Raw genomic sequence first — 22397 nt, 5'->3', positions numbered from 1 at the left:
GACGACATGCCGTTCAGAACCGCGATAGTTCTTGCGGCGGGCCGCCAACCATGTTGAGGTATTCCCAGAATTCCAGCCCGAGGAGCTTGCGGCGCGCGGGAGAGAGACTGGCGCGTATCTCTGGTGACAAGCTCAATGCCATGTTCTCCTGCTGCCGGATATACGGACGGCAGTAGTAGGCGAGGACTCCGGTGCGGTGCTCATCGGCGGTGACGTTCGCCCCCGTGCCGTGCCAGACGCGGCCGTCGATGATCATTGCGGTGCCGGCTGATCCCGTAGCGGGCACCATGCAGTCACCCTGTGGCGGCGTATCCATGAGATGGCTGCCTGGCGCGACGAGCGTCGCGCCGTTCTCCACCGTGAAGTCGTCGATCATCCAGATGACGTGTGCGACGAAGGCATGAGGCCAGGGACGTTCGGCCCAGTCTTGATCCCAGTGCGGAGCCATGGCCGCCCCGCCCGGGCCTGTGATATTCGCGCTCAAGTTGGAGACGAGCGCATCCCGGCCGAGTACCGCATGGACCGCCTCCAGCGTCGCGCCGTTTTCGAGAAGTTCCAGGAAGCATTCGCCACGGTTGAACAACGTCCAGATCCGTTGGTTGCTGCCTGCACCGTAGAGGTAGGACCGCTCGGCTTTCGCGTCCGCCGTCGCCGCCACTCGCAGTTCACGACGGAGAACGTCCAGGTCTGCCGAGGGCAGTGCGCCTTCGAGCCGGCAGACGCCGTGCTCGATGAGGTGCGTGCTAGCCTCTTTGGGATCATCAGTGGCGGGTGGCAGCATTGGTTTCCCGGGCTGTTCAGTCATGCTTCGTCCATCCGAGGTGGGGGCTGATATGACGTACGCGTCCAGGGGAAGCCGCTCGACGGGAGCCGAACCTGTTGCTTTCCGCCTTGCCTCCCTCAATGCGCATTGCGGGCGGGATGCACTCGGGGCCTTCTACTCCATGCCTTCCGTCTTGGAGGCCCTGGCAGCCGAGGTCATCCTGGTGCAAGAGAACTGGCGACCCCGCGGCGGCGACAGTGCCGCGCTGCAGGCCGCGGTGACGTGCGGCTATCCGCATATCACCGAGCTCGACGTGCTCGCCGACACGAGCCTGTACGACCTCGGTGTCGTCACCGACCGAAGGGCAGATGAGCCGGGAGCCTGGGGACTTGCGGTGCTGAGCCGGATTCCGCTCGTGGTCCAAGAACCGGTGTGGCTCGGGGTCGCCCCGCGCGACATGGGCCAACGAGCTGCGCAAGTCATCGACCTCGTCGTGGACGAGCGCGTTACCGCTCGGCTGGTCAATGTGCATCTCACGCACCGGCTCATACACGGCCCGCGGCAGCTTCGACGCCTCGTTCGTGTACTTCGGGATGACGGTTTGCCTACGGTGATCGCCGGCGACCTGAACATGTGTCGGCCAACCGTCTACCTCGCACGGCCGTACCGTCCACTGGTCCGGGGCCGCACCTGGCCGACCAAGCGCCCAGTGGCCCAACTCGACCATGTGCTGGGCGGCACCGAGGTCTGCGCCAAGGACAGCACAGTCGTGCCGGTGCGGGGCTCCGACCACCTTCCGGTCCGAGTCACAATCGAGGTAGGGAGCCGCCCTGCGGGTGGCCATCATGGCAGCCGCTCGATCTGGGGAGGAACCACGATCTCGAACAATGGTTCCTTCGGCTGAAGGCTGAAGATCCGGGCCTTGTCACGTTCGATGGCGTCCGTGTGGATGTAGCAGTCGCTGCTCGGATTGTCACGCGTGTAGATATACAGCACCTCGGGGAGCATCAGGTGGCGGCCGGATGCCATTTCCAGGGCGGGGATAGTGATAGCCAGGTCGTAGCAGGTCTTGAACCATGAGCCGTCGGAATGCATGAAGTCGATGGCTGGGTCAAGCCGGGCGAACAGACTATGCTTCAGCGTCCGCAGGTGGTTGAACCAGATCGGATCCTCGTCAGTGTCACGTGCACAGAACGCCCGGTATGCGTTGGTGACGATAACCTCGTCCGGCAGGTGCTTCGCCGGCATGACCCGCCAGTCATCCGGGTCTGGCACATAGCTGCCGTAGGTGAGAAGCGGCTGAAAGTGGTCATAGTATGCACGTACCTTGCCGAGAGCGTCCGGGCCGCTGAGCCTGTCATCGGCATCGACGGAGACGATAACGTCCTCTGGCTCCGGCGACAACGCGTCGACCGCGGCGACGTGGTTATACAGCGATCCCCGATGGTCCTCGTTCCGAATGAATGTCCATGCATGATTTCGGCAGAACCGCTGCATGAACTCCGGCTGGCGCTCGTCCAACGAGGCGTCGTCGATTACGCAGACGTCGACAGCTGAATCGAGCTGCGCCGCCACGGATTCCAGGCTGCGAGGGACGAAGCGGAAACAATCCCTGCCCGCCATTACTACTTTGAACCGCAAGGTCGCTCCTCGGTGATTGGACGCATTAACCACGTCTTCGCCCAGTCGGCGCTCGATGCGACATGATCCAGAGGGGCGGGACGGGCGCCTCCTCCGCGCGGTTGTCGAGCTTGCCATCGCCTCGTCCCGACTCGACGAATATTAGCGGAGATCGCTGTCGATGAGGAGTACGTAACTGAACGTAGTCGATTGCGGCTGCGTGTTGCCCGAGAGCCGTTTTGCAGGGAGTCGGGCGCCCTGGGGTGTCGCTGCGGCTTCGGCGGGGCGCTCTCGGGATCAAGCCCTGCGAACACATAGCGTTACCGCGAGGTTGCGCATGGGGCACATCGACTCGCCGCGAGCCTCGACGCGGTGGGCTGTCGCGAGCGCCTGAGCAACCCGCTTCTTCCCCCGTCCCCCAGGTGCGCCCTGCTCTGCCCGGGGGAAAGCCTGCGCGTATAATTAGGGGGTGCGCTATCTGATTCAATTCCCTGCGGGGCTTTCCGAGCTTGTTGAGCAGGTGGCTCACGGTGACTTCGCGGACATGCGGGTCCGGTATGTCGACGACAGTGCTCTGGTATTCGACACCCGAGACCGAATCCGCTCTGCCGACGACATTCCGTACGCCAAGAACGTATTTCTCGTTCATGCCGAAACGAAGCGCCGAGGGCTCGGGCCGTCTGTCTCGGCACTGGCCGGCGGCCTGCCATCGCTGCGTAGCCCCAAGTCCCCGGGATTCCGGCTGATGTACCACATCGACGGACAGTTGGTCTCGCCCGACCCCGGCGCCCGCCGGGCTCTCGAACGGGCGGTCCTGCAGGCCAGCGGCCTGAGGCTCACCCCCCGCGGCCAGTGCCTCGAGTTCTGGGTCATCGGGCGCCGGGAGTCGCCGGTTTTGTACTTCGCCGAGCGGCTGCCGAGCCGTGGCGCTCACCAAGCCCGGGGAGCGCTCTCCCCGGAGCTTTCCGCCCTGCTTGTCGCGGCCGGTGAACCCCGTGCCGACGACGTGTTTTTGGACCCGTTCGCCGGGAGTGGTGCACTGGTCCGCGCACGGCTGCATACTCCCGCCCGATCTGTCATCTACAACGACATCGAACTCGACCGCCATCGGCAGAGCTTCCGACCACCAATACCCCGCAAGGTGCGGTTCCTCGGCGAGGACGCGCTGCGGTTGCCGTCGCTGAAGACTGGCACCGTCGATGTGATCGTCACGGACCCCCCGTGGGGCGAGCATGAGCAGTCCATCGGTGACTACCGGGATTTCGCCGCGAGGATGGCCGAGTCCTTCAAGCGGGTACTCAAGCCGGACGTCGGCCGCGTCGTCATACTCGTTAACCGTCGCAACGAGGATGTGCTGACCGACGCGCTGGTGGCGTCCTCGATGAAGATCTACGACTCGATTCACGTGCTGGTAAATGGCCACCCTGCCAGTGCCGTCCGGGCGCAGGTGTGAATTTGGCAGGTAGAGGCTAATGGTGCCGCCGGATAGCAGCAGCCGATGGTCGCCGAAGCTTAGAAACAACACCGCATCTACACCTACGACTTGGTGGTAGCGTTTCTCGGCGCTTGCTGGGTGCCGGCTTCCTAAGCCAGTTGGTCCGAGGTTCGCGTCCAGCGGTTCGTCAATTTCCGGCGGTGCTGAGCGGACAGAGCTGGCTGTAGGGCGGCATCCTGACTGAGCCGGTGCCGGTGGGGATTCAGGTCGTATCACGGTCATCGTTGCGGTCCCAATTAGCTTCGTGCCGTATTCGCGATGCGTGCGGCGCCCAGGTCCGGTTGACACAGAGGTCGTGCGTCTGAGGTGGAGCGCCTTGGTTCGAGTGACCCACCGCGACAGCCGTCGTGAGGCGGGGTGCGTGGCCGACGGCGGCAAGTAGGCCGGCGACTTGCGAACTGTCGCTTGCACTTGTCGGCAGCGCCAGCTCATCCAGGTCCCGGCGCCAGCGGGTGACGGGCACCAGGTCGTCTGGTTCCTGGGAGCGGGGGTCGGGGGAAACTAGGTCGAGGCCGGCGAGAAGACCCCGTATCTGCTGCCGGCTGCGAGGGTGGATTGGCGTAGACGTCTTGCCGTACAACTCGCGGATCGCGTCCGTCATAGATACGTCCTCCGAGTTGCAGGCGTGGGAGATGACGATGTAGCCCCCTGCAGCCATTACCCGACACAGCGCGGCGACCACGCCGGTAACGTCGTCAGGGACGAAGTGCAGCACGGAGGCGAGCAAGATCGCGACGGGTTCGTGGAAGCCTATGAGCCGGCGGACCTCGGCATGGTCGAGGATGAACGTGGTGTCGCGAATGTCCGCGTGGAGGACCCCGACTGTCATTAGGCCGCGTACGGTGGCACGCGCGTGAGCGATGACAATCGGATCGATGTCGACGTACACCACGCGAGCGTCCGGGTCTACCTCATGGGCAATGGTGTGCACAGCGCCAACCGCGGGCAGGCCGGCGCCGAGGTCAAGGAATTGCCGGACTCCTTGTGCAAGCGCATATTGGACTGCGCGCCGCAGGAAGGCGCGATTGGCGCGGGCAGCGTGAACAAGTCCGGGGACGACGGCGATGGCGGCGTCGGTGGCGTCGCGGTCGACCTGAAAGTTGTGAGCGAAGCCAAGGAGATAATCGTAGATTCGCGCGACACTGGGCTTGTCCAGGTGGGCCTCGGTCGGAGGTTCGTGTAGCAGTCGCAGCCCGGTCGCCTTCACCGACGGTTCCGGACGGGGCCGGTTGAGCGACCTGGTCACCGTAAAAGGGTGGTGTGCCGCCGGATTGGGAGGCGGTGCGGCGGCACACCACCCGGGCACCGCGGCCGAACGTTGCTCGGGTAAGTCACGGCCGTTAGGTGCCAGCTGCCCACCGACGGATCCAGACGGCAGGCGGGCAGCGGAAGAAGCGTCGTGCGTGAGGTGTACATCGGCAATGGCGGCCATAACTGTCACCTCGTTCGATTCCCGTGTGATGGGCCTGTGCGAGGAACCCGAGCAACGCCTTTGCCGGGATGCGACGGCTTGTAATGTGCGGCGACCCGTACGCCAGGGGTACACATGGGGCTGCCTCTCAGATCCAGGATGAATGTGTGGGCATGGGCGCGAACCGGGGTGTCACGCCATGGCGGCCACGGCGAGATCGCCGCGGCCGGCGTCGACTGCTTGCACCACGGCGGTGATGGTCGGGTTCTTGTGCTCGGTCACGACGTGCCGCAGCCACTGGGTCAGTTCCCGGGTCGGCATGCCGTCGTACAGGAACTCCGCCAGCTCCAGCGCGGCGATCAGGCCGCACAAGGCCACGCATTGGTCGTCGGGCGCCGCATGCCGGTGCTTGCCTCGCTGCTGGTGGTAGGCGACCGCGTCTTTCGCGTGGGCGCGGGCGCGCACGGCATAGCCGTAGTGGACCGGCAGGTAGATGTCGGTCTTGACGAGTCCCCCGAGTCTGCGGCGTTGAGTGCGCTGCAGCAGCCCCACGGCCAGCAGGGCGGCTTGGACCCGCTCGTAGAGCTCGGTGGCGGCGAACGAACGCAGCCACGCCCGGAGCTGGTCCCCGCTGAGCTGGGTACGCACGGTGCGTTCGACGGCCGCCAACGCGTCGTCTAGCGGAAGGCTCCCGGCCGGGCCGGGCCGGCAAACGGTCAACCGGCCCGGTTGGGGCTGCCAAACGCGGCTGAATTCGTTGTAGACGTAGCCGATCGCGACGTGCCCCTTGAGCGACAACTCCAGCAGCAGCGCCCCGGCCAAGCCGATCGCGAGGGACTGCTGGTTGATCAGTAGCTCGCCGGTGTCGTCGTCGTGGGCCAACAGGTACAGCTCGGCGTGCAGCGGCAGGGCCGCTCGGGGGTCGAGTCGGATCGTTGTGGGCACGGGGCGGGCCTCGTCAGCAGTTACGGACAGGGTCATGGCGCACCGGTCCCCGGCGCGACATCAGCTATGGCACGCAGCCGCTCGTGGACGCCGCCGTAGGTAGCGGCGCCGCGCAGGACTCGCTTGGGAAGGGCGGCGAGCATGGTGTAGTTCGGGTCGCACACGTTGCCCACCGGTGCCGTGCCCGCCTGCGCGACGAGCTGGTAGGCGTCGAGGGTGTCCAGGCCGGTCAGCTCGGCGGTCCATCCGACGAGGTCGTGGTGGCTGATTCGGAACGCGTCTTCCAGGGGGCGGGCGCATCCGACGGACATGATCGTGTCGTCGGTCTCGATGCGCGGCCATGGGGTCGGCGCGCCCTTGATGACCTCGACGGCGATGGTGGTGCGCATGGCGACCTCGACCGCGACCCCGCTCGCCTCGCCTTCGCCTTGGCGGGCGTGCCCGTCGCCGAGGCCGAGCATCGCGCCGTGCACGTTGACCCCGAGGTACAAGGTGGTGCCCGCCCGCAGCTCCGGGGTGTCCATGTTCCCGCCGTAGGTGTCGCAGGTGATGCTGCTGCGAGCCTCGAACCCGGCGGGGGCGACGCCGACCGTGCCGTGCATCGGGTCCAGGGGCAGGTCCACGGTGTAGTCGGAGTTTCGGGCGCGGTAACGCACAACGCCGGCCTCGACGTCGATGTCGTACAGCCACACCCGTTCCTCCAGCGGCGGCTGCAACGTGGCCGTGTGCGACGTTGAGGTGAGCGCGCCGAAGTGCGGGAACGTGCTGGACACGCCGACCGTGCGGGCCGGGACGATTGACAGGAAATGGACGGCCAGGGTGTCGCCGGGTTCGGTGTCCTCGACGAAGAACGGCCCGGTCACCGGGTTCAGGTACGGGAAGGTGCACACCTTCGACGGCAGGTCGTCCACGGTGGTGACCGCGCCGCCGAAGCAGTCCTCGGTGTAGGTGGACAGCACGTCACCGGAGCGCAGGTGCGCCAGCGGCATCCGGCCGCCGAACGTGTACGACAGGTCCTTCTCGGTCGGCATGTACGTGTGCTTCTCGCCCATCGTTCAGACCCTCTCGGTCACGGCGGCGCCGCTGTGCTGCGCGGGGGTAAACCCGGACAGCTCTGGCTTGCGCCCGGCGGCGTACAGGCCGATCAGCACCACGACGCCGAGTCCGATCCACACGAACCCCAGTCGCTGCGCCGCGACGTTGGCGTTCCACACGACGAACCCGAGGATGGTTCCGCCGATCAGCGGCATCAGCAGGTGCGCGAACAGGTTGCCGCTGCGCTTGCGGATGACGTAGTAGACGATCACGGACAGGTGCAGCAGCAGGAATGCGGTCAAAGCCCCGAAGTTGATCAGGCTGGCCAGCAGCGAGATGCCGTCGGCGCGGCTGTTCATGTACAGGCCGAGGGCGAGGGACACGGCGGCGACGAGCAGGATCGCGTTGCGGGGCACGTTGCGTTTGCGGGACACCTTAGCCAGGAAGCCCGGGAGTTGCTTGTCGCGGGCCATCGCGTACAGCAGCCGGGAGATGGCCACCTGCGCGACCATCGAGTCCGGCAGTCCCCAGGCGATGGCGGTCGCGACCGCGCACAGCGTGGCCAGCCACGGCCCGGCGGCGACCTCGGCGGCGGCGTAGAACGCCGTACCTGTCGCGTCGCCGTTGGCGATGAGGGCCTGTGGGTCCGGGGTCAGGACGGCGGCCAGCCAGGTCTGGGCGATGAACAGCAGACCGGCCACGAACAGGGCTCCGGCCATCGCCCGGCCGATCACCCGTGAGCCGCCCTTCGCCTCCTCGGCCAGCATCGCGATGCCGTCGAAGCCCAGGAAACTGAGCACAGCTACGGCGGTCGCGGCGAGCACCAGCGAGACGCCGAACGTGTCCGGGTTGTACAGCGGTTCCCACGTCCACCGGCCCTTGCCGCTGGCAATCGCCCACGCGCCGAAGCCGAGGAAGACGAACAGCACCACCAGCTCGCCGGCCAACATGATCCAGGTGAACCGGGCCGTCATCTTGATGCCCAGCGAGTTGACGATCGTGTTCGCCAAGACGAAGGCGACCAGCCACGCCCACACCGGGATCGCCGGCAGCGTGGCGTTCATCGCGACCGAGGCCACCAGGTACAGCAGCGACGGCACGAGGATGTAGTCGAGCATGATCGCCCAGCCGGCCACGAATCCGACCGGGGCGCCGATGCCCCGGCCGACGTAGTTGTAGACCGAGCCCGACAGCGGGAACGCCTTGACCATCTGCGAGTACGAGAACGCGGTAAAGATCAGCGCTACCACGCCGATCGCGTACGCCAGGACCACCATGCCGCCCGACGCGGAGAACACCACACCGAAGATCGCCATCGGGGCGATCGGCACCATGAAGATCAAGCCGTACGCGAGCAAATCCCGAAACCGCAGCGCCCGCCGTAGCTCCTGCTGATAGCCGAACCGTTGCAACTCTTCGACCGGATACGACACCGGGGGAATCCCTTCACTGGCTGCTGTTGAGGGGTATCGACTCCGCAGGCCCCCCGCGGGGCGAGCGAGCGGAGAAGTCATGGGTTTACGTGGACGGGTGCCGTGCGGTACCAGGCATGCCGGGCGAAGCCGCGCCACCCGCCGCCGCGCCCTCCCCGGCAGCGACGGCGGGCGCGGCCTATGTGCGCCGGACGAACCGCACGTCGTCGACCGTCCCGCCAACCTCAATCCGGACGTACAGACGGGCCAGCAGCTCGGAAGGCGCTTCCGTCCAGCAGCCGGCGGCCAACGCCGGATCGAGCCTCGCCGCGTCGGCGTACACGCGGCGCTCGATGGCGCCCGCGTCGATCGGCCGCAGCCGGCACCCACACAGGGCCATGTACTCGCGCGTCCAGTCGAGCGAACCCCACCGGCAGAACCGCGCCCCACAGCGACAGAACAACCAGCCGCACAGCGGATACGGATTGCTCGCGGCGGCCAGGCGCACCAGTTCGCCGGACGCGCAGGACTCGACCTCGGTCGAGGCGAGTGGACGGGACGCCACGAACGCCTTGCGGCCGTGCGGTTGGTCGCGCCGTGATCGGGCGGACCAACCGCACGGCCGGGTCCGGCCACGACACTCGGGGGAAGGCCGTGACCGGACACCTCCGGCGACCGCCACCCGCACGGGTGAACGGTGGCCAAGACTCGTGCCACGCTGCTGGCCTCGTCGGCCAGAGCCGCCGCACCGCGCGGGCACGTCGACATCGGCCGGGTCGACTCCAGCCGCCGCGATGACGCTCGCCGCGTGCACTCGCGACCGGCACGTCTGGGTCATGCAGGACCGGCACCGGCCAGCGCAATCCCGCTGGTGCACCCTGTAGACCTGCACCGCCAGCACGAACAGTGGCGAGAACCGCAAGCCGCAAATCACCGCATCGGCGCGAGGGGAGACCGGACGACTGAGCGTCACCGAGGCCGGTGCCACGCCGGGCACGGCCGAGTGGCGACGGCGTACGGTCCATGTCGGTGACCCGGTGGCGGTCATCACATCCTCCTCGGCAACGGTCGGATCATGCTCGCCAGTGGTGCGGCTGTCTGAGCGGATGATTGGCGGCCCGCGACATCGATGCGTCGCGTGCCGTGTGCCTACGATCACCGACGGTCCGCGAGTGCGGAACCCCGAGTTGATAGGAGATTTAGTAGGAGAGTTAGCAGGAGACGTGCCCTTGACCTGCGGTTTCTTCACGATGCGGGGCGCCTTGGAGGATCTTGGTGCCGGAATTTGGGGTTACGCTCTGGCCGCACCGGACAGTCCCGCGCGGCTGGACAGTCACGGTCGCCTTCGCATCTGTCCGCGCGGGAGGTTCGTTGATGATCAGCCCCTACGTGCGACGCCGTCGCCTCGCGGCCGAGCTAATCCGGCTACGCGAGGAACACGGCTACTCCACCCAACGGCTTGCCGCCGCCGTCGGCATACCTCGGCAGCGGATCAGCCAACTACAGAACGGGCACGTGCGCCCGAACGATGACGAGATCATGCGCATCCTCAACGTGCTCAAGGTTGGCCAGCGCCGCTGGGACCAGATCATGACCATCGCCCGAGAAGCCCGAGAACGCGGCTGGTGGGAGAAGTTCCGCGACGAGATGGGTCCGAGACAGGCCCTCTACGCCGACCTCGAAGCCGGCGCTCGCTCGATCGCTGAGTACCAACTGACGCTGCTCCCCGGCCTGCTTCAAATCCCCGCGTTCACGGAAGTCCGAGCCCGCGCCAACCGCGGCAACCACCCGGAGCACTTCGACCCCACCCGCGCCCTGGAGGCCCGCGCGATCCGCCAACGCGTCCTCGCCCGCGCCGGCGGACCCAGCTACGAGGTCATCATCGACGAGCTCGCCGTGCGGCGCTTCACCGCCCCGCCGGACGTTGTCCGCGCCCAACTCGACCACCTCGCGCAGGTCGGATACGACCACAAGAGGATCACCATCCGAATTCTGCCGCTGTCAGCGTCGCTCCCCGGGCACGTCGTACCCAGGTCGGCGTTCTTCACCTATCGGTACCCTGATCCCGGCGATCCGGTCGTCGTAGCCGTCGACACCGTCACCTCCGACCTGGTCCTCACCGAACCCGCCGACACCAGCCCCTATCTGGACCTCTACCAGCGTCTCCAGCAAGCGGCGCTCGCCCCCGCCGACAGCCTCGACCTCCTCGCCGCCGTGGCCGAGGAACTGCCCGACTACACAGGGAGCCGACGATGAACCCCAGCAAATTCACCAACTGGCGCAAGTCCCGCCGCAGCGACGGCGACGGCAACTGCGTCGAGGTCGCCTTCGCCGCCGACGGCTCCGTCGGAGTGCGAGACAGCAAGAACCGCACCGGGCCGGTCCTCGAGTTCACCCCGGCTGAGTGGGCGGCGTTCACCGGCGGTATCCGTGACAGCGAGTTCGACGCCTGACGTTTGTTTGTCGGATGGCGTGATCGTCCGGTCATCTCTCGGCGGACGGGGCGCACGTGGCGTGCGCTTCCGTCCGCCAAGCGGGGTGCCGCTTGAAGGCAAGACGTTCACGCTGCCATGCTGAGCCCTCAGCAGACAACACGGGGCGAGCCGGTAACCCAGGCCGCCTCGATCGCAACGGCGGCGATGGGCTGACAGGAGGTACCGGCATGGCGGGCGACCGCCGAACGCCAGGCGCAATTCGTATTGCCGGGCGACCCGACGTTTGTCGGCGTTTGCCTGGTGGCGGCGACACCATCTGAAGGAGAAGGGTCGATGCAGCGCAATCCGGAAAAGGTGGTGCCGCCGAATGTCCTGCTCCAGCAGGCGCGGCGCCGCCTGACCTCGCCGTTGCGCCCTGGCAGGTGTATGTCTCGGTCGGAGTTCGTCACCGCCGTCAACGCTCGGCTGCATGCGAACGGGATCCTCGACGCGGACATCGACGCGGACTATGTCGTGAAGCTTGAGTCCGGCAAGCACCGTTGGCCCCGCGACGAGCGTCGCCGATCAGCCATTCGGGCCGTTCTCGGGGTGCACCTTGACGCTGAGCTTGGATTTCACCGGACTCGTCGGAGTCGGTTGGATGATGAGGCTGACGCATCGAACGGCATGACGTTTAGCGGGCAGAGTGGCGACGTATGGGCAGTGGCGATCGAGCCCTCGCTGTGGTCGCTGGATGCCTCCATCCGACTGCTTGACAGCCTGACCACAGCGTCGGTGACGCATGGGCATGCGGGGCTATATCCCATCGCCGTGGAGCAGATTGGACGGCTCGACCACGCTCGCCGGTCAAGCCGGCTGCCGCGAGTTGACCTTGCCACCGCAGACACCCGCTGGTCGGAGTTCATCTCTTGGATCCGTGACAACGACGGTCTCGGCGATGCCGCCGAGTGGCTGTCACGGGCTCACGCCCGAGCGGTGGAGGCCCAAAATACCCATTTACGTGCTTATGTATTAATGCGGCAGAGCCAGCGTGCCGCCGATGACGGAGACGCGCCCGGCGCCACGCGTTTGGCCCGGGATGCCTTGCAGGGCGAACCGCTCCCCCCAAAGATCCACGCCCTGTGCCTGACCAGGCTGGCCGAAGCCTTGGCGCTCAGCGGCGACGATGACAGCCTGGCGCTCGGCGCGACCGCGGGCCGACAAGCCGGATCTCCTAGCGACGATCCGGCCAACGCTCTCGCCCGGCATTGCGACCATCGCTACATCACCGCCGCCAACGCGCGGTGCCGGTACCTGCTTGGCGACCACCGCAGCGCGGCCACGATCCTCGAAGAGGTCCTATCCGAGGAATCGCCATCGACGCCGTTGGACGCCGGCATCTGGCTGGCGTACCTTGCCGACGCCTACCGGCTTCATGATCCCGAACGTGCGGCAGACACAGGCACCGAGGCTCTCGCCATCGCCCGACAATGCACGTCAGCTCGTGTGGTCCGCGCACTGCTTCCACTCGCCATCACCCTACGGCCGTACCGTGGTGTCGAACCGGTCGACCGGTTCCTCAGCGCGCACCGCGAAGCTCTCATCGGCAGGCTGACAGGATGAGAGCGTGAACCTGATCCCAAGCACCACCAGCGCGGACGTACGACGCCGGCAGCCGCTCATCGCGGCCCTACCAGTCGGCAGTTTCGAGCAGCACGGCGACTACCTGCCGCTCGCGACCGACACGATCGTCGCGAGCGCCATCGCCGCGAACATCGCCGCCGCCCACAACGTACTCGCACTGCCACCGATGACGGTCTCGTGCTCCCATGAGCACGCAGCCTGGCCCGGGACCGTCAGTGTCACTCACCAGACGCTGTCGGCCGTGGTGACCGATGTGGCCGCGTCACTGAGGTCGCAGGGCATCACCCGCTTGGCGCTCGTCAACGGCCACGGCGGCAACTACGTCCTGTCCAACATCGTGCAATCCGTCAACGCCGCAGCACCGGCGACCATGACGCTGTTTCCCACACGAGCTGACTGGGACCGTGCGCGAACGGCCGCCGGCCTGCAGACCACGTCGCACCACGACATGCACGCTGGCGAGCTCGAAGTTTCAATCCTCGCCGCCGTCTGGCCAGAATCGATCCAGGAGGGCGCGTACGGCGCGGATCATATGGTGCCCGACCGATCGATGCTGCTGGTGCACGGCATGGGCGGCTACACCGAAAGCGGAGTGATCGGCCTTCCCTCCGCCGGGACCGCAGCCAAGGGCAAGGCCATTCTCGATAATCTTGTCGGGGCCTTCGCCGATCACCTGACCGCTCTGGGCTTGGGTGGCGACACCAGCCGCGTGCCGACACAGTAGCTGTTTTGGGAGGTCGAACTGACGTGGTCAGCCGCAGGTCATCGCCGAACACGCTCCTCAGCGATGCCCGGCGCCGACACCGATCACCGACAGGCTCGGGCCGACCGATGTCCCGCCAGGAGTTGGCCGACGCGGTCAACGCGTACATGTGGACCGCGCATCGGGTCCGCGAACGCCTTGACGAGAAGGACATCGGCAAGCTGGAGCGCGGTGAGAACCGTTGGCCGGGGAAGCTTCGACGTGAAGCGTTCCGTTCGGTGCTCCAGATGGAGACAGACGCCGAGATCGGCTTCTTCATCATTCGCGGAGCAGCCGAAGGAAACGATGTCACCGCCGTGCTTCCCGGCCTACCTGATCCCCAATCGGTCGCGAACGCGAGCGGTTTGGGTGAGCGCCGTCGGGTGCTGCTCAGCGGCGTCGCGATGATCGCGGCAGCATCGGGGCTGTTCGGCGGCTCAGCGTGGGCAGGGCGGGGCCGCGTGGGTTCAGCAGATGTGGCGAGGCTTAACGCTCTTACCATGCTGTACCGGTCGATGGACTACGAGTACGGCGGCGGCGCCCTGGTGACGGATGTCGGCAGGTTCGCGGAGTCGGCTTCCGCCCTGCTGGACCTGTCGTATTCGGACTCGCTGGCACCGGCGCTTCATTCGTCGATCGCCGCCGCCCGTCAACTCGCGGGGTGGACCGCTTTCGATGCTGGTCGCCACTCGGACGCACAACGGCATCTGCTCTCGGCGGAACGGGAAGCGGTTGCAGGTGGCGATCTGTTGCTCGCGGCGCGGATTCGCTACTGCCAGGCGCGGCAGCTCCAGCACCTTCGCCACAACCGCGATGCCCTCGACACGCTACGGCTTGCCCGCGACCAGCTCGGCGCCGCCACTACGCCAGCGGTTAGCGCCATGATCTACGGTGCGGAAGCGGCATCGCGGGCGGCACTCGGTCACGCCGACCTGGCCCTGTCCGCGCTGGGCAAGGCCCGCAACGAGTTCGACTGCATCAACCCCGACCGGGAACCCGATTGGATGGGCTTCTACGACCAGGGCGAAGTTCTAGCCCAGTACGGGCGGGTCTACCGGGACCTGGCTCGCGCCGACCGCAGCTATGGCCCCCAGGCTGTGCGGTGGGTAAGCGAGGCGGTCGCCGCGTTCGGACCGCAGAACGTGCGCAGCACCGTCCTGAACGAGGTCGGCCTGTGCAGCGCGCTGTTCCTGGCCGATGAGCCGGAGGAAGCGCTGCTCGTGGGCCGGCGGGTCCAGCAGCAGTCCACACAGGTGTCCTCGCGCCGGGTGACCGATCGGATCGCCAACCTACGCCGGGACCTCGCCCGTCACCGCGACCTGCCGGCGGTCGCCGAGTTCGCCCGATCCCTGCCGAAGCCTCTGGCGGGTGCGGCATGATGACCTCCACCGGACGGTTCACCGAAGCGGCGATGACCGCACTGATGCGGCGCATCGCCGGGCAGATTGGCGCTATGACCGATGATGCGCGGCTGCTTCGACTGACAAACAATGCTGTCTTCGCCTTGCCGACAGCGGGATTGGTCGTCCGAATCACCCGGTCGCACGGCCTCCAGGACCGGGTGCACAAGGTCGTGAGACTGGCGAGCTACTTCGAGAGCGTGAACGCACCGACGATCCGGTTGGCCACTGGCGTTGTGCAACCGGTCGAGGCCGACGGCCTCCTGGCGACGGTCTGGCGCTACGTGCCGCCCACGCCCGCAAAGCCGACCGTGGCAGATCTCGGTGCTGTGCTCCGCCAATTCCATGACTTGGGCGCCGCCACGGTCGCGGTGCCGGCGTGGGATCCGGTCGGCGACGCTCGCACGCGGCTCGGCGACGCCGAGGCGCTGCGTGACAGCGACCGCGAGTTCCTGCTCGACTGGTGCGACCGGCTGGCACCACGGGTGGCCGAGCTCAACGCTCGTGCCGAGCGCCGCCTGGTCCACGGCGACGCGCATGTGGGCAACTTGCTGCGCGGGCCGGAGGGTCGGCCCGTGTTGTGCGACTTCGACGCCACCTGTGTCGGCCCGTGGCAAGTTGACCTCGTCGCGGTCGCGGTCGGCGAGGCACGGTTCGGCCGTGCCGGCGCGCACCGGGCGCTCGCCGCCGCCTACGGCTACGACGTCACCACCGATGCGGACTGGCGGCTGCTGCGCGAGGCGCGTGAACTGAAGATGGTCGCGGCGGCGGTACCGCTGCTGGCCAGCGCGCCAGGAATAGCCGACGAGTTCGCGGTACGGCTCGGCTCCATCGTCCGCGACGATCCTGACATTCGGTGGACACCGTTCGCGGACGTGTCCAGGTGAACTGCTGGTGGAAGACCACCAGCTCGCGCTGGCCCCCAAACGCAAAAAGGGCCAACTGCGTGGGCAAAGCCCGGGAGCACAGGCGGGCTTTTCCTGTGCTCCCGGCGCTTGCCGACTAGCTGTCCGCAGCCGTTGAGTTGTCGTTTTCAGCTCGTCGTCGGCGGGCTGTGCCGAGGACCCGCACGGTGGTGCTGGGTTTGATCGGGGTGTCCTGCGGCCCCTTCAAAAATGGGTCGATGTCGATCTTCTTGCGGAGGCTTCGGCCAGGGCCGTACGCCTGGTTGCGCTCGTGTGCGCTGACCCAGTAGCGGTGATCTGGTTTCGCCCTGCCGCTCCGCGTGCGGTCACCTTCGATCATGGGGGGAAGGCTTGGTCGGGAGGTGGCCGGTTTGATGCGGACGAGCCGGACTTCGGGTGGTGGCCGGTGGGCGCGGGTGTACGCCTTGCGGATGGGCGGGTCGACCGGGGTCGGCTCGTCGTGGGTGAGCTGCTGGGCGATGATCAGCCAGGAGGCGACCAGCGCGGCCAGGGGGTGGTCTCCGTTGACGGTCAGGTCCTTGCGGACGTGTTCGACGTGGATGGGCACGAGCCAGCCGATCTCGTGCCGGACCGTTTCCATGATGGTTGGTGGTAGGTCGAGGCCGAGGCTGCGGTAGCAGACGATCTGCCAGCCGTCTGGGCGCGGGGTCCAGCAGGCTGCGGCGATGCGATGGCGCCGGTCGAGCGGGGTGGACCAGGCGAGCAGGCCGCTTCCGCCGGGCGCGATCCGGTCGGTGATGTGGGTGTTGGGCAGGTCGGCGAGCACTTCGGCGACGAGGGTCGTGAACTCGGGGTCGATCCAGTAGAGCCGGGCTTGGTCGAGCCCGTCGGCGATGAGCCGGCGAGGTTCGGCGTGGTCGATTGGCGAGGGCAGGCCGATCGGGCCGCGCAACAGCCCGGTGAGGCGGTCGCGCACCTTGGGCAGGGTCGACGCCTTCAGCGGTGCCGGGCTCCAGTCACCGGTGGTGAGTAGGGTTCTGCGTGGCTCGCGCATGAGCACGATGGCGCGGTGGAGGACGGCGAGGATCTGTGCCCTCGGGTCGGTGCGACGCCAGCGCATGACGGCGATGCTGGCGTCGGTCAGCGTGCGGTGGTCGTCCTGCTCGATGAGCGCAGCACATCGGCAGCAGACGTTCCATTGGGTGCTGTAGGTCTCCATGACGGGGCGGGTGCCGCCCTGGGACAGGGCCTCGATCTGCGGGGTCCGGTACATCCACACGGGCGGGTTGGCGCTGCACAGGTGGCAACGCCGGAACACGTGAGCGAGCTGGTAGGCCGGCACCGGTGCCGGGTCGTGGTCACCGCTGGTCGGTGCGACGGGGTGTTCGTAGGTAATGGTGCCGTCGTCGTCGATGGCGTTGAGTGCGTAGGTGCACACCGTGCACGCCATGTCGTGCTCGATCATGCGGTCACCTCGCTTCGTTGTCTGCGGGGCGCTGGTCTCGTCTGCGTGGCCCGTGCCGGCTGGCGTTGCGGGGCATCCGCATGTGCGGTTCGTAGGTGCGGTGCGTGCCGCGTTGCTGTTTGGCGTGGTAGAGGGCCACGTCGGCGTGGTGCAGCATCGTGTCGAACGTGCCGTAGTTGCCGTCGTAGACGGCGATGCCGGCGCTGGCTTCGGGGTGCACGACGATGTCGCCGTCGTCGGTGGACAGCGTGGCGGGTTCGGCGAGCAGGTCCAGGATCGCCGCGACCGGCTTGGCCTGGTCGGTGTGATCGTCGGCCGGTAGCAGCAGGAGGAATTCGTCTCCGGCGAGGCGGGCCGCGGTGCCGCCGTGGGGTTTGACGGCCTGGGCCAGGCGTTCGGCGATGGCCCGGAGCAGGTCGTCGCCGACGTGGTGGCCGTAGGTGTCGTTGGTGTGCTTGAACCGGTCGAGGTCGATCAGGGCGACGAGGGTCGGCAGGCCCTGCATCTCCCGGATGAGGAAGACCTTCGCGGCCGAGGACCGGTTCGGCAGGCCGGTGAGGCGGTCGTGCCCGGCCATGTAGGTGGCCAGGCGGAGCTGGACGTCGAGGTTGTCGACCAGTTCACGCAGGTGCGTGTTCTCGGAGCGAAGCTTGCGGAATTCGGGGCGGTTGCTGAGCCGGCCCAGGATGAAGCCGAGCGCCGCGGTGGCGGCGAGGGCAGCGAGGATGGACACTGGAGTCCTCTCTTTCCGAGAGAACCCGGGACGCATCGTTTCTGAGGCGTTGGCGTCCCGGGTCCAAACAATGACGAAGGCCCGCCGGCGGTTGGCGGGCCGCTTTTGTGTTTGCGCCGCCGGGTGGCGGCGCGCGCTCTGGTGGTTGCGGGGTGCGAAGAGGTTTGCGTCGCTGGTTACCGGAGGGGCTCGGGCCCGATCTCGACCAGCCGCCCGTCGGTGTAGTCGAACCTGGTGGCCGACATCCACGCGGCGGGCAGGAACATCAGGGCGGGTGGTTCGCCGATGGCCGCCACCTCGTACGCCCAGGTGACGGCGAGGATGACCGGGTCGGCTTTCTCCATGTCGGTGAACCCGGGCGCGGCGGTGACTTCGCTGAGCCCTCGGCGGCGGTGCCGCTCGATGGCCAGGTACGGGCACAGATCCAATACGGCTGAGCGCATGCAGTCGACGTGGCCTGGCGGGTCGGTGTACATCCGCTGGCGGAACCCGCCGAGGCCGCCGACGAACGCGACGAGGAAGTCCTGCCGTTGTCCGCACAGCCCGCACAGCCGATCCCGGACACATTGCAGAACCCGGCCGCCGTTGATTAGCGCGAAGTTGACGCTGCCGTCGTCCTGCTCGCTGACGTACGGGATAGGTAACCCTCGACGCGGGTCGACGGGCCGGGCGGCAAGCCGCGCCGGGATCGCCGGCCGTTGCCCGCTCATTCGGTTTCTCCCGGCTGTGCCGGCTCGACGCGCCGCCACCCGTTGCTTTCGCACGCCCACATCTGGCCGTGCGCGGTGACCGTGTCCCCGACGGACAGGCTCCGCAGCGGGTGGTCTACCTGTTCGGCGAGGGCGAGCTGGATGGCCCTGGCCGGTCCGGCGGGTGCCTGGCCCGGATAGTTGGACGCGACGAACGCCGCCTCAGCCCAGTCCTCTGCGCTGTACTGCGACCCGTCGCCTTCCAGCGCGATGGTGACGGTCACTTGCCGCGCGCCGACCCGGTAGCCGTCGGAGAAGCTGATGTAGTCAGCGGCGCGGTCGGACTGGGTGAACCCCAAGATGATGATCACCGGGTCACCTCGCCGGAGGCCACGGTCCACGGCCAGAGGTGGACACCGAGGGCGTACCGTCCGGCGGGGTCCGGGTGGACCCGGTCGACTTCGACCTCCCGCGGGTTGTCGTGGCCGTCGTCGACCTCCCAGCAGATGACGGCGATGTCGCCGTGGAGCCGGATGCGTGGGTGTTCGCCGGGCATGTCGCCGACGCGGACGGTGTCGAGGATGTCGGCGATCTGTTCGACGGTGGCGCGGTCGAAGGTGGGCAGGACCCCGCCGAGGACGGTGTAGCCGTCGGCGATCAGGGCCGGCAGTTCGATTTCGACCACCTCGCGGCAGGTGACGGTGGCCGGTGTCCAGGTCGCGTCCGGGGGTGCGATGTCGTCGTGGTGGTCGAGGACCTGGATGCCGTCGCTGGTGTGCGCGGCGTTCGGGTCGAGGACGAACCAGTGCCCGCCGGCCTTGGCGCCCTGGCGTAGTACCTCGATGAGCGGCTTGCGCCGGCGGTCGCGGCTGCGGCGGTCGAGTCGTAGGAACCCGGCGGCGCCGTCGGGCTGGCCGGGGGTGCCACGGGTTCCGGTCGGGGTGTGTATCCAGGTGCGGGCCGGCACCCGGCGCGGGCTGCCGTCCTTGTCGTACCAGATGGGTACGCCGTTGCTGCCGAGCCAGTCCTCGTCGGGCTCGGATTCCCAGATCAGCGCCGGGTGGGTGGCCGAGCCGGCGAGTGCCTGTGCCCGAGTGAGCCGCCGTTCGGGGGCCGCCAGCGCGTGCTGCGCGATCGGTAGTACGTCCTCCAGGTGCCACCAGAGGCGGGAGGGTTGTGCGGGCATAGCGCTACTCCTTTGTGGATGGTTGCGGCTGTGTCGGGTTGCCGGGTTGCGTCGGCTGTCCGCCTGCGATGGGGCGCACGCGGAGGATCTGCTTCGGAAGCAGCAGGGCCGCCGGAAGGTTGGTGACCGGGTCGGTGATGACCGTGTAGTCGCGTGCCCAGACGGCGTGCCACGGCTCGGCGGGCTGGCCCGCGCGTCGGTCGGTGGGGTCGCCGAGGATGCTGCCGATGCCGGCGAACAGCTCGGCGTTCCCGCTGGTGCGGTAGTGGTCCATGCGACCGGCCAGCATCGGGCACGCGGCGACCGAGTAGCCGAAGCATTCGGGGTGCATCGCGGCCTCGGGTGCGGTGTGCCGGTCCAGGTCGCGGTCTCGCATCGCGAACACGAACCGGGCGGTCAGGGGTTGTCCGCAGGTTTGGCACCACCGGCGGTGCAGCGCGTGCGCTGCGCGGTCGGCGTCGACCGAGCCGAACCGGTAGCCGCCCTGCGGAGTGCGGGCCGTGATGTACGGCACGACGAGCCCGGCGAGCAGCGGGCGGTGGCGCAGCCGTACCGGAATGGCAGGTGGACCGGAGTCATTCACGGCTGGCCTCTGCGGTCCGCTGCCAGTGCAGGATGCCGGCGCCGATGGCGTAGAGGCCGTCGGCGTCGGGTTGATACCGGGTGGGCTGGACGCTCGTGTGTTCGCCGTGCGAGATGGTGAGCACGTCGCCGGTGAAGGTGAGGCTGATGGGCTGCCCGTGTTGGGTGGCGAGATCGGCGCTGATGCGTTCGGCGGTCGTGCGGGTGAACCGCACCGGCGCGTCCGCCCGCTTCGTGTGGGCCAGGGCCGGGTACGTCTTCGATCCGATCGCGTGTGCGTGGACGCAGACCGGTGTCCAGCGTCGGTTGGCTCCGGTGGGCAGGCTGGCGAAGCCGGCCTTGTGCGCGGCGGCGGCGTACGCGGTGATGGCCTGCCAGGCGAGGTCGCGGGCGGCGGCCAGCAACCGCACCGGCGGGTCGACCATGCCTCGGCCGGTGCTGGCGAGCTGCGCGGCGAGGGTGTCGTCGGTGGTGTCCAGGGCCGTGGTGAAGCCGGCTGCGTGGGCGGCGGCCAGCATCCCGGTGGTGGACACGTAGAGGTCGAAGTCGGGTCGGTCGGTGTGCAGGGTCAGGCCGTACCAGTCCTGCACCCATCGTTCGATGGTGGTTGTCACGGTGGTCCCTTCTGTCGTGTCAGGGGTGGATGTGCCGGCAGCCCGCCACCGGGTTCGGTGGCGGGCTGCCGTAGTGGGATAGGGGTGCGCCGGGTGGCGGGGTCAGCCGCGTTCGGCCCGGCGGCGTTGTTCGGCGGCGTACGCGTCGGCGGCGGCGGCCAGATCCGGGTGGGTGCGCCGCATCGTCGACCACATTTGATCGAGTAGCGGCGAGATCTTCGCCCACGGCACCGGGTGCGGGCATCGCGGATCGACCGGGTGTTCGAAGGTGAATGGGCCGACGGCGAGGTTCCACTTGCCGTCCAGCCACCCGGTGGGCACCTGTTCCCCGGTGGGCAACGTGCGGGTTGCGGGGCGAGGGCAGCCCGGGTGCGGACAGCCGTCCGGGATGGACGGTGCGCTCGCGGGCCGGTAGACCCGAAACCACGACGGCGTGGTCGCCGATGACCGCCGCGAGATTCTCCGAGTCCGGATACCGGCCTCGATCGCGCCGCCATCGGTCCACAGCGCCACGTACTGCCGGCACCAGGAGCAGTAGGTGCCCGGCCACACGAAGCGCACCGGCGAGATGACGGCGGTGTGACCGGTGATGCTCAGCACCGGCTCCGGTGTGTGGGCCACCCACGGGTTCACCCCGCCGGGCTCCGGGTCGTCGGTGGTCACTGCGGTTCCCCGGGCTCGTGGTCGCCGGCCGTGTCGCGGGCGAGGTCGAGCAGCCGGCCCAGCCGCGTCGTGTACCGCTCGACGCGGTGCAGCTCGGCGCGGAACCGGCCGGCCGCGACGCGGTACCCGGCGGGTGTCGGCTCGATGTTCATGAAGCCAGGCGGCGCTGGCTCGTCGCGCTGGGGTTGCTGCGCGGCGGTTTCGGCGCCGTCGATGGCTTCGCGCCACCGCAGTTCGGTCAGGGTCAGGCAGTGCCGCAGGAACTCCAGGTCGTCGACGGTGAAGGCCACCGCGACGCCGTCGCCGGTGGCCACGCCGAGCCGGGCGAGGTGCACGGTGAGGTCGGCGAGCCGATCCCGGAACTCGCCGATGAGACTCGCGACCGGTTCGGTGGCGGCCAATACGCCGAGGTCGGCGGGTAGCCCCTGGGCGGGGACGTCGGGCCGGCGGACCCCGAGGTCGAGGAGTTGACCGCCGACGTGTCCGACGACGGACAACGCCACGGTGGCGGGCCGCCGTGCGGTGGTCGGGTCGGCCGGGCCGCTCGGGGTGAGCGCCTGCGGGTCGTACTCGACGTAGATGGTCAGCGTGATACCGCTGCCCAGGCCCGGAAGGGGCACGGTGCCGATCGGCTTGGTGGTGTGCATGAGGTTCGTCCCTTCAGACATACGAAAGCCCACCCGAGGTTTCGGGCGGGCCGGGGCTGTTGCCGCGCTTT

General features: G+C 68.0%; 24 protein-coding genes. 8 read left to right on the top strand and 16 right to left on the bottom strand.

Translation table 11 applies throughout. The annotated features are described in order from the left end of the window. Positions 1-13: 13 nt before the first annotated feature. Positions 14-805 (bottom strand): phytanoyl-CoA dioxygenase family protein, encoded by a 792-nt coding sequence (locus tag O7615_RS07300; RefSeq protein ID WP_278176584.1) that lies wholly within the window; start codon positions 803-805, stop codon positions 14-16. A gap of 28 nt (positions 806-833) precedes the next feature. On the opposite strand from O7615_RS07300, the gene O7615_RS07295 reads away from it, so the two are divergent. Beyond that, a complete protein-coding gene (locus tag O7615_RS07295) occupies positions 834-1667 on the top strand; it encodes an endonuclease/exonuclease/phosphatase family protein (RefSeq protein WP_278176583.1) in 834 nt (277 codons plus the stop codon). On the opposite strand, the gene O7615_RS07290 is transcribed toward O7615_RS07295, so the two are convergent. Next, a complete protein-coding gene (locus tag O7615_RS07290; protein ID WP_278182003.1) occupies positions 1607-2386 on the bottom strand; it encodes a glycosyltransferase family 2 protein in 780 nt (259 codons plus the stop codon). The two genes, O7615_RS07295 and O7615_RS07290, sit on opposite strands and share 61 nt — an antisense overlap. Before the next feature lie 466 nt (positions 2387-2852). On the opposite strand from O7615_RS07290, the gene O7615_RS07285 reads away from it, so the two are divergent. Beyond that, entirely contained in the window at positions 2853-3836 is a 984-nt protein-coding gene (locus O7615_RS07285; protein WP_278176582.1) for a hypothetical protein, read from the top strand. A gap of 244 nt (positions 3837-4080) precedes the next feature. Here O7615_RS07285 and O7615_RS07280 read toward each other — a convergent pair whose 3' ends face one another. The 5 genes from O7615_RS07280 to O7615_RS07260 form a co-directional block, all read right to left on the bottom strand. Next, the gene (locus tag O7615_RS07280) at positions 4081-5124 is read right to left on the bottom strand and encodes an SAM-dependent methyltransferase (protein WP_278176581.1); all 1044 of its coding nucleotides are present in this window, start codon (positions 5122-5124) and stop codon (positions 4081-4083) included. Positions 5125-5481: 357 nt separating this feature from the next. Continuing rightward, positions 5482-6234 carry a GPP34 family phosphoprotein gene (locus tag O7615_RS07275; RefSeq protein WP_278176580.1) on the bottom strand — a complete coding sequence of 251 codons (753 nt, stop codon included), beginning with the start codon at positions 6232-6234 and terminating at the stop codon, positions 5482-5484. Between the two features lie 32 nt (positions 6235-6266). After that, the gene (locus tag O7615_RS07270; protein ID WP_278176579.1) at positions 6267-7286 is read right to left on the bottom strand and encodes an acetamidase/formamidase family protein; all 1020 of its coding nucleotides are present in this window, start codon (positions 7284-7286) and stop codon (positions 6267-6269) included. 3 nt (positions 7287-7289) lie between these two features. After that, the gene (locus O7615_RS07265) at positions 7290-8702 is read right to left on the bottom strand and encodes an APC family permease (RefSeq protein WP_278176578.1); all 1413 of its coding nucleotides are present in this window, start codon (positions 8700-8702) and stop codon (positions 7290-7292) included. Positions 8703-8880: 178 nt separating this feature from the next. After that, positions 8881-9246: a hypothetical protein gene (locus O7615_RS07260; RefSeq protein WP_278176577.1), complete on the bottom strand. Its 366-nt coding sequence runs from the start codon at positions 9244-9246 to the stop codon at positions 8881-8883. Between the two features lie 809 nt (positions 9247-10055). Between O7615_RS07260 and O7615_RS07255 the strand changes: the two genes are divergently transcribed. The 6 genes from O7615_RS07255 to O7615_RS07230 all read left to right on the top strand — a co-directional run bounded on the left by O7615_RS07255 (position 10056) and on the right by O7615_RS07230 (position 15768). Further along, on the top strand, positions 10056-10937 hold the full coding sequence (locus tag O7615_RS07255) for a helix-turn-helix transcriptional regulator (protein WP_278176576.1): 882 nt from the start codon (positions 10056-10058) through the stop codon (positions 10935-10937). Continuing rightward, on the top strand, positions 10934-11134 hold the full coding sequence (locus tag O7615_RS07250; RefSeq protein ID WP_278176575.1) for a DUF397 domain-containing protein: 201 nt from the start codon (positions 10934-10936) through the stop codon (positions 11132-11134). The genes O7615_RS07255 and O7615_RS07250 overlap by 4 nt, the downstream gene beginning before the upstream one ends. 315 nt (positions 11135-11449) lie before the next feature. Then, a complete protein-coding gene (locus O7615_RS07245; RefSeq protein ID WP_278176574.1) occupies positions 11450-12718 on the top strand; it encodes a hypothetical protein in 1269 nt (422 codons plus the stop codon). Positions 12719-12722: 4 nt separating this feature from the next. Next, complete coding sequence (locus O7615_RS07240; protein WP_278176573.1) at positions 12723-13463, top strand: creatininase family protein; 741 nt, start codon at positions 12723-12725, stop codon at positions 13461-13463. A 107-nt stretch (positions 13464-13570) separates the two neighbouring features. Then, a complete protein-coding gene (locus O7615_RS07235; RefSeq protein WP_278176571.1) occupies positions 13571-14860 on the top strand; it encodes a hypothetical protein in 1290 nt (429 codons plus the stop codon). Then, positions 14860-15768 carry an aminoglycoside phosphotransferase family protein gene (locus O7615_RS07230; protein ID WP_278182002.1) on the top strand — a complete coding sequence of 303 codons (909 nt, stop codon included), beginning with the start codon at positions 14860-14862 and terminating at the stop codon, positions 15766-15768. Before O7615_RS07235 ends, O7615_RS07230 begins: the two co-directional genes overlap by 1 nt. 115 nt (positions 15769-15883) lie before the next feature. Here the strand turns inward: O7615_RS07230 and O7615_RS07225 are convergent, their stop codons facing one another. From O7615_RS07225 to O7615_RS07185, 9 genes are all read right to left on the bottom strand, one after another. Continuing rightward, on the bottom strand, positions 15884-17212 hold the full coding sequence (locus tag O7615_RS07225; RefSeq protein WP_278176569.1) for a hypothetical protein: 1329 nt from the start codon (positions 17210-17212) through the stop codon (positions 15884-15886). A 4-nt stretch (positions 17213-17216) separates the two neighbouring features. Then, entirely contained in the window at positions 17217-17945 is a 729-nt protein-coding gene (locus O7615_RS07220) for a GGDEF domain-containing protein (protein ID WP_278176567.1), read from the bottom strand. Positions 17946-18121: 176 nt separating this feature from the next. Next, complete coding sequence (locus tag O7615_RS07215) at positions 18122-18655, bottom strand: hypothetical protein (RefSeq protein ID WP_278176566.1); 534 nt, start codon at positions 18653-18655, stop codon at positions 18122-18124. Beyond that, positions 18652-19005, bottom strand: coding sequence for a hypothetical protein (locus O7615_RS07210; protein ID WP_278176565.1), 354 nt, complete (start codon positions 19003-19005; stop codon positions 18652-18654). The genes O7615_RS07215 and O7615_RS07210 overlap by 4 nt, the downstream gene beginning before the upstream one ends. Next, the gene (locus O7615_RS07205) at positions 19002-19820 is read right to left on the bottom strand and encodes a hypothetical protein (protein WP_278176564.1); all 819 of its coding nucleotides are present in this window, start codon (positions 19818-19820) and stop codon (positions 19002-19004) included. Before O7615_RS07205 ends, O7615_RS07210 begins: the two co-directional genes overlap by 4 nt. Positions 19821-19824: 4 nt before the next feature. Beyond that, positions 19825-20403, bottom strand: a complete 579-nt coding sequence (locus O7615_RS07200; protein ID WP_278176563.1) for a hypothetical protein — start codon at positions 20401-20403, stop codon at positions 19825-19827. After that, on the bottom strand, positions 20396-21016 hold the full coding sequence (locus tag O7615_RS07195) for a hypothetical protein (protein ID WP_278176561.1): 621 nt from the start codon (positions 21014-21016) through the stop codon (positions 20396-20398). The genes O7615_RS07200 and O7615_RS07195 overlap by 8 nt, the downstream gene beginning before the upstream one ends. A 102-nt stretch (positions 21017-21118) precedes the next feature. Further along, positions 21119-21679, bottom strand: coding sequence for a hypothetical protein (locus O7615_RS07190; RefSeq protein ID WP_278176560.1), 561 nt, complete (start codon positions 21677-21679; stop codon positions 21119-21121). Further along, positions 21676-22326, bottom strand: a complete 651-nt coding sequence (locus O7615_RS07185) for a hypothetical protein (RefSeq protein WP_278176559.1) — start codon at positions 22324-22326, stop codon at positions 21676-21678. The genes O7615_RS07190 and O7615_RS07185 overlap by 4 nt, the downstream gene beginning before the upstream one ends. Between the last annotated feature and the right edge of the window lie 71 nt (positions 22327-22397).

Origin of the sequence: Micromonospora sp. WMMD1082 (assembly GCF_029626175.1) — a bacterium.
GTDB lineage: Bacteria > Actinomycetota > Actinomycetes > Mycobacteriales > Micromonosporaceae > Micromonospora.
This window is presented reverse-complemented; position numbering and strand designations above follow the sequence as displayed.

Excerpts from the sequence above, each read along its gene's own strand:
- O7615_RS07270 (WP_278176579.1), bottom strand. The coding sequence starts at position 7,286 with ATGGGCGAGAAGCACACGTACATGCCGACCGAGAAGGACCTGTCGTAC.
- O7615_RS07250 (WP_278176575.1), top strand. The coding sequence starts at position 10,934 with ATGAACCCCAGCAAATTCACCAACTGGCGCAAGTCCCGCCGCAGCGAC.
- O7615_RS07235 (WP_278176571.1), top strand. The coding sequence starts at position 13,571 with ATGTCCCGCCAGGAGTTGGCCGACGCGGTCAACGCGTACATGTGGACC.
- O7615_RS07215 (WP_278176566.1), bottom strand. The coding sequence starts at position 18,655 with ATGAGCGGGCAACGGCCGGCGATCCCGGCGCGGCTTGCCGCCCGGCCC.
- O7615_RS07290 (WP_278182003.1), bottom strand. The coding sequence starts at position 2,386 with ATGGCGGGCAGGGATTGTTTCCGCTTCGTCCCTCGCAGCCTGGAATCC.
- O7615_RS07230 (WP_278182002.1), top strand. The coding sequence starts at position 14,860 with ATGACCTCCACCGGACGGTTCACCGAAGCGGCGATGACCGCACTGATG.
- O7615_RS07295 (WP_278176583.1), top strand. The coding sequence starts at position 834 with ATGACGTACGCGTCCAGGGGAAGCCGCTCGACGGGAGCCGAACCTGTT.
- O7615_RS07300 (WP_278176584.1), bottom strand. The coding sequence starts at position 805 with ATGACTGAACAGCCCGGGAAACCAATGCTGCCACCCGCCACTGATGAT.
- O7615_RS07255 (WP_278176576.1), top strand. The coding sequence starts at position 10,056 with ATGATCAGCCCCTACGTGCGACGCCGTCGCCTCGCGGCCGAGCTAATC.
- O7615_RS07245 (WP_278176574.1), top strand. The coding sequence starts at position 11,450 with ATGCAGCGCAATCCGGAAAAGGTGGTGCCGCCGAATGTCCTGCTCCAG.
- O7615_RS07185 (WP_278176559.1), bottom strand. The coding sequence starts at position 22,326 with ATGCACACCACCAAGCCGATCGGCACCGTGCCCCTTCCGGGCCTGGGC.
- O7615_RS07205 (WP_278176564.1), bottom strand. The coding sequence starts at position 19,820 with ATGCCCGCACAACCCTCCCGCCTCTGGTGGCACCTGGAGGACGTACTA.
- O7615_RS07225 (WP_278176569.1), bottom strand. The coding sequence starts at position 17,212 with ATGATCGAGCACGACATGGCGTGCACGGTGTGCACCTACGCACTCAAC.